5 protein-coding genes and 2 pseudogenes are annotated in these 6309 nt (G+C 38.0%); 4 read left to right on the forward strand and 3 right to left on the reverse strand.

The features are described from left to right. Positions 1–6 precede the first annotated feature (6 nt). On the forward strand, positions 7–543 hold the full coding sequence (locus EKM67_RS03690; RefSeq protein WP_225417302.1) for a hypothetical protein: 537 nt from the start codon (positions 7–9) through the stop codon (positions 541–543). Beyond that, positions 540–1529: a conjugal transfer protein gene (locus EKM67_RS03695; RefSeq protein WP_125552321.1), complete on the forward strand. Its 990-nt coding sequence runs from the start codon at positions 540–542 to the stop codon at positions 1527–1529. Before EKM67_RS03690 ends, EKM67_RS03695 begins: the two co-directional genes overlap by 4 nt. Positions 1530–1873: 344 nt before the next feature. Here the strand turns inward: EKM67_RS03695 and EKM67_RS03700 are convergent. Next, positions 1874–2107, reverse strand: a pseudogene (locus EKM67_RS03700) (IS3 family transposase); the annotation flags it as partial. Between the two features lie 161 nt (positions 2108–2268). Between EKM67_RS03700 and istA the strand changes: the two are divergent. After that, positions 2269–3831 (forward strand): IS21 family transposase, encoded by a 1563-nt coding sequence (gene istA, locus EKM67_RS03705; protein WP_125577395.1) that lies wholly within the window; start codon positions 2269–2271, stop codon positions 3829–3831. After that, positions 3818–4576: an IS21-like element helper ATPase IstB gene (istB, locus tag EKM67_RS03710; protein WP_125577397.1), complete on the forward strand. Its 759-nt coding sequence runs from the start codon at positions 3818–3820 to the stop codon at positions 4574–4576. Before istA ends, istB begins: the two co-directional genes overlap by 14 nt. Positions 4577–4892: 316 nt before the next feature. On the opposite strand, the pseudogene EKM67_RS03715 reads toward istB, so the two are convergent. Both EKM67_RS03715 and EKM67_RS03720 read right to left on the reverse strand, forming a co-directional pair. Continuing rightward, a pseudogene (locus tag EKM67_RS03715) lies at positions 4893–5573 on the reverse strand (IS3 family transposase); the annotation flags it as partial. Further along, positions 5510–6109 (reverse strand): helix-turn-helix domain-containing protein, encoded by a 600-nt coding sequence (locus tag EKM67_RS03720; protein ID WP_010011392.1) that lies wholly within the window; start codon positions 6107–6109, stop codon positions 5510–5512. The pseudogene EKM67_RS03715 and the gene EKM67_RS03720, both read right to left, overlap by 64 nt. Between the last annotated feature and the right edge of the window lie 200 nt (positions 6110–6309).

A 6309-nucleotide genomic window follows, 5' to 3' on the forward strand; every position in this document is an offset into this window, starting at 1 on the left:
AATTTATTGGATGATCAAGATGGCTACACTTACGACAAATGGATGTGGTTACTAACGGCCGCAATTGATCATGTACTACGTGATGAACACGTTGATCTGGACTACCAAGATAATCGTGGTTTGCGGAACAAGGAATTAGATTACTTGTCTTCTGAATGGGAACGCATTAAATTTTTTGATCAACATTTACCTAATGTCGTTGATCTAACAAATACTGCTAATCACTTCATTCAAAATATTCCCCTTTTCAAACGCGGTCAACGTCGGGAGTTCCGTCTAGCAGTCAATCATCAAGAGACTGTTAGTGCTTGGCTGTCCAGCTCTAATAAAAAGTTTAACAAAGAGGATTTAGATTATATTTTAGGACGTGAATTATACCTGGCCGAACAGTATTTTGAAAATGATGATAAATTTGATCTTTATTCAGACATGGACTACCTCACTTATAAAAAATTCAGGTTAAAAGAAATCTTCAGTCGCTTTCTAAAAGATTACCCTGATTTCTACCAAACCTATGAAATCAAGAAAGGACAATTTACATGAGAGATAAATCCAGAATTAAATCTCGTAAAGATATTAAGGCTCAGAACAATAAGAAAAACAACAAACCGATAAAGGCAAAAAAACAAGGCAAAACAAAAAACACTACCGAGAACCCCAAAGTTAGAACTTTAGGTGTGCGCCGTAAGACGGCACTTTTTTGTTGGTTGATTTTAATTTTAAGCGTTGTATTCGGTGTCTATAAGAACTTTACTGCAATTGACAAGCACACAATCCACGAACGTCAAATCGTTAAAGCCAAGATTATCGACACTAACGCCATTAGTACCTTTGTCACTGACTTTGCTAAGATTTATTACACTTGGGAACCAAACCATGAAGTTCTTGATAACAGACAGAAACAACTTAACCAGTATATGATGGAAAGCTTAGTCACTTTGAACTCAGATTCAGTTCGATCTGATATTCCAACTAAATCTACAGTCAATAGTATTAAAATCTGGCAAGTTAAACATTTGACTACTAATCAATTTAGAGTTCTGTTTTCCCTGCAACAATCAATTGAAACCGGAACCGACAAAGATAAAAAGTCTAAAGACATTACTGCCACTTATTCAACCGTAGTTATGCAAAATACTAGCGGTGACATGGTAATCGTTAAGAATCCAACCATCGCTGCAGCACCAACTAAGGCAAGGGTTAAAGAATCAATCCAACAGTCTGATAGTACGCTTGATACTGAAACGATTGATCAAATCAATAAATTTCTAACAACTTTCTTCACTCTCTACCCAAAAGGCACCGCTAATGAACTGAAATACTATGTCAAAGATGGTACTAAACCGATCAATAAAAATTATCGCTTTGCTGAATTGATTAACCCCACATTCCATAAACAAGGCGATAATATTAAGGTCGATGTCACCGTTAAGTACATTGATATCGATACTGATATGACACAGTTATCGCAATATACATTACTACTCAAGAAAGCAGATAATAATTGGGTAGTATTATCTGGAATTTAATAAGCTGGAATCCGACTTTGGACTTCAAACACATCTTGTCACCATAAAATCATTGTAGTAAAATAACTCTAATCTCATTTCAATAATGGGGTTGGTTGTCCAATTTCCTAGTAGCTTTTAGACTTTTCATCTATAGGATCTGCTCCGATTCTATTAGTATTGTGTAGTGATCTCATTCCTTAATAGGTTTGAGATCATTTTTTTATACCTATAAGTATAAATTCAAGATGATAAAAAAGATTACCCAATTATACTTATTGAATGAATTTCACAATAAATAATAAAAATAATTGCCTTTAAAGTGGTACTGTGCCCTGTCAAGTTTACACATTAAATAATAAAAATTAGTTGGCTTTGCCAAAACGGTATTCCGCTGCGGTAAGGTCATTTCTCTTCGCTGAGATAAATTTTTCAGTGAAATAGGTAATTCCTTCTCTAACTTGTCCTTCTAGTTCTAATAATGTTTGTGCTTTAGGCAGGTGTGCGATCCAAATAGCCTTAAAATCTGCCCACCAATGTTCTATTACGGCATTGTCAGCCGGTGTCCCTGGTGCTGAATAACTGTGTTGGGCATCATTTGATGACGGCATTCCCATTTACCCCCTTCGGCATAAAATTTTACCCCATTAAGCGAAGAAATTGACCAAGTTCTGCAAAAGAGATTGACCAGCCCTAAGGTACCTCTTGTATAATGTGATAGCGCATACATTGCGTAATTATATTATACAGGAGGTTTTTTATGTCCATTCAGTATCGTAAGATTCTTGAGCTCCATGCTCAAAAGGTCGTACAACGGAATATCGCTGCAGCTACAGGTAATTCTCGCCCCAAAATTGCAGAGATCATCAAACGGGCAAAAGAAGAAGTGTTAGTACCACCGTTCACTGATGAAATGGATGACGAATGGTTCGAAGCGCTACTTTTCCCGCATAAAAAGCGTGAGTCTAAAGGCAGACAATTGCCAGATTTTGAACATATCCATACGGAACTAGCTAAGTCTAATGTGACGTTGTCACTACTACACTATGAATATGAGGCAATGTGCCGTCAAAATAATGTTATTCCCTACGCTTACCGCACATTTTGTCAGTATTATCACGAATATGCACAAAAGTATAAAGCGACTATGCGCATAAAGCGTAAGCCGGGAGAAACTATGGAAGTAGATTGGGCAGGTACAACATTGTCTCTAACTGATTCAGATACAGGAGAAATTGTTAAAGCTTATTTATTTGTCGCCACACTACCGTGTAGCCAATATGGCTACTGTGAGGCTCGCTTGTCAATGAAACAAGAAGATTGGTTAGTTAGTCATATTCACGCTTATAAGTACTTTGGTGGGGTTACGGAAATCCTTGTCCCAGATAATTTAAAAACTGGTGTTACCAGGCACCGATCTGGAGAAACTGTGCTTAATTCGACTTACCGCGAATTGACAAGTCACTATAACACGATTATATTGCCGGCACGTGTCCGAACACCTAAAGATAAAGCCAACGTCGAGGGTAGTGTAAAGATCCTTTCAACTTGGATTATCGCTGCGCTACGTAACGAAAAGTTTTTCACATTAATAGAATTAAATCAGGCTGTTAGGGAAAAATTAGATGAGTTTAATTTGCGACCATTCACCAAGAAATATAAAAAAGGTAACCGTAAAGACGCTTTTATTAGCGAAGAGCAGTTCGCATTACAGCCTCTACCACGGGTACCTTATAAAATGGCAACCTGGAAAACTGCCACTGTACAATTAGATTACCACACTAATGTGGAGAATATGTTTTATTCTGTTCCTTACGAATATATCCAGAATAAAGTTGATATTAAAGTTACGAAAGATCTCGTTGAGATCTTTTACCAAGATAGTCGTATTGCCTCACACAAACGACTTTATGGCAAGCTTGGTCAATTCTCGACTAATCATGATCATCTACCAGAGAACCACCAGTTGTATCTTGATTACACCCCAAAAGAAGCAATTAAGTGGGCCGAAAGTATTGGTGAAGCAACAACGGAAGTCGTTCGTTATTTGCTTAAATCGGCAAAAGTGGAAAAGCAAGCACTGAAAGCAACCCTTCGTTTAAAGAATTTTGGCCGTAAGTACTCCAGTGAAGCGATTGAGCAGGCTTGCCAAGATATTATAAAAATTGCCTCAGCACCAACGGTGCCAGTAATCGAGCGTTTATTACGCAGTAACCAACAACAGGAGCAACCTCACAATGCAAGTGCACAAAACACTTATGGCTTCACGCGTGGCGCAGCCTATTTTGGAATCGAAGGGGAAAAAGATAATGACATCAGATGAAACTAAGCGTAAATTACGAGAAATGCGACTCAACGCTATGGTTGAGATTTTAGAAGTTCAGGAACAGCAACCAGAATACCAACAAATGGATTTTGAAGATAAGTTTGAATTAATTGTCGATGGTGCTTATGCCAGACAGCAATCTAATAAGCTTAGTCGGCTATTACACAGCGCTGATTTTCCGAGTATAGAGCCTGCGTTAGCCGAAATAGATTATTTGCCAGATCGCAAATTGGATCGTAAGCTAATCCAAAAACTAGCAACAGGGAACTACATTCGTGAGCATCATAATATTATTTTGATGGGCGCATCTGGTAATGGTAAAACTTGGCTCGCTAATGCCTTAGGCATAGAAGCATGTCGCCAATTTTATAAGGTGAAGTATGTTCGGCTGCCAGAACTTTTAGACGACTTAGCTGTAGCTAAGCATGAAGCTAATGGAAACTTTCATAAAATATTAGCTCGCTATAAAAAAGTCGATGTTTTAATCATTGACGAATGGTTGTTAACAGAGTTGTCTTTAGAGCAGTCTACCTATGTTTTAGAGCTAGTAGAAAGTCGATTACATCAATCATCAACCATTTATTGTTCACAGTTTGCGCTAGATGGATGGCATAATAAACTAGGTAATCCACAAATAGCCGATGCAATCCTTGATCGCATTATCCATGATGCCTATCCGATTTTAATTCAAGGCGATAAATCAATGCGTGAACGCTATGGATTACGAGGTGACTCTGTATGATTCCAGAAGATGTGCGTAATCGGATCGCTAGTTACTACTTTCTTAACTCGATAGAGGAAAGCTTTGAAAATAAATTGATTGATCGGATCGGTTAACGATGGCCATGCTTCAAAGCGACGAACAGATCAGTGAGAATGAGCTCGTTGATATTGGTATTAAATTGATCAAAGAATACCTAGAGCAATAACAATGTTTGAACCCACTTTAGTGGGTTCTTTTAGTCGTATGGTCAATTTTCTTCGCATAAGTTGGTCAATTCTTTCGCCGAGTGTGGTCAATTTTTACGCTCACTTGGTTAATTCACGATGCCGCCTTCATCATTAACTACTAAATACTGATTAAATGCTTTGGAAGTATACGCCGCACCACGATCAGTATGAATTAACGGAGCTAGTGCTCCTTCCTTCATCCGTGCTTGCTCGAACACTTGAACTACTCCTTCAGCGGTTTCTGTAGGTGTAATTAACCAGCTTACTGGATATTGACCATATAAATCTAATACTACATGTAGACGAACTTTATTAAGCCGGATTCCGTAATTTAGTTCCGTCGTATCCGTAACCCAAACTTGGTTAGCTGCGGTTTGGTCAAATTGTCGGTTAAGAATATTTTCAGCTTCATAAGTTTGCTGGGCTTGAATACGTTTATGGGTTGGCTGACGATAGTCAGCTTTGATACTATGGTCTTTCATAATGCGAATGACTCGTTTCTTATTGACGGTATAAGGAATCTGATGACTTAACTTGATTAACCTAGTCATTTTGTCATAGCCAACGCTTTGCTTGTGTTCATTTTCTAACTGTTTAATCAATTGGAGAATCTCCGATTCTTCAATCTCATATTTAGTCGGTTCATGTTTCAGCCATTTGTAGTAAGCTTGTCTAGTAATTCCAGCGACCTTGGTCAATTCACTAATAGAATAACCTTCATTGTTCATTTCTTGAATCGCTTGATATCGTCCGGTCGTTTCACCTCCCGATTGCGTATTTCGACTAATTTTTTTGCAAAAGCGATTTGCAGCTCCCGTTCACGGTCACGAGCTTCTAGCTCACGAACTCGTTTCCTTAGTCTTTCTAGTTCATTAGTGGGCTCTTTTCCTTTATTACGCCCACGGTTATCTTTTAGTACTTCCCAGTCGCTATTTACTCGGTACTTCCGTACCCAAGAATAAACTCGTTGGTAACTAATATCATACTTCTCTGCAGCCGCTTTATAGTTATTGTTATGTTCAATTGTCCATCGGACAATCTGCCTCTTTTCATCAAAGGTTACTTTTCGTCCCATTTTTCTGACTCGCTTTCTCGTTGTCTGATTAACTCGGAGTTTGTCATTATTGTAACTGATAACCCATTGATGTAGTTGAGAAATATTTCTAATTTGATACTGCTGGAGAATTGCTTGATTAGTATACTTGCCAGAAAGATAAGCTTTTACAGCAGTTAACTTAGTCTCTAATGAGTACTTCTGATTATGCTTAGGTCTAATTAATCCCGCCAATCCAGCGAGTAGGAATTGCTTAATCCACTTACTCATGTTTGCTGGTCGGACACCATGGTAATCGGAGTACACCGTTAAACCATAATCCGATTTCTGATAATCATGAAGTAATTTAAGCTTTTCAATAGTTGAATAACTTACAATGCAAAACACCCCCTAGGATTCACACTGTAAGCGGTAAATAATCACCCGTTTTAAAAAGACAACCAAACTTCTCGATTTTGAGAAATCTGGTT

It is taken from the genome of Lapidilactobacillus mulanensis (genome assembly GCF_003946215.1).
GTDB lineage: Bacteria > Bacillota > Bacilli > Lactobacillales > Lactobacillaceae > Lapidilactobacillus > Lapidilactobacillus mulanensis.

Excerpts from the sequence above, each read along its gene's own strand:
- EKM67_RS03695 (WP_125552321.1), top strand. The coding sequence starts at position 540 with ATGAGAGATAAATCCAGAATTAAATCTCGTAAAGATATTAAGGCTCAG.
- istA (WP_125577395.1), top strand. The coding sequence starts at position 2,269 with ATGTCCATTCAGTATCGTAAGATTCTTGAGCTCCATGCTCAAAAGGTC.
- istB (WP_125577397.1), top strand. The coding sequence starts at position 3,818 with ATGACATCAGATGAAACTAAGCGTAAATTACGAGAAATGCGACTCAAC.
- EKM67_RS03720 (WP_010011392.1), bottom strand. The coding sequence starts at position 6,109 with ATGAGTAAGTGGATTAAGCAATTCCTACTCGCTGGATTGGCGGGATTA.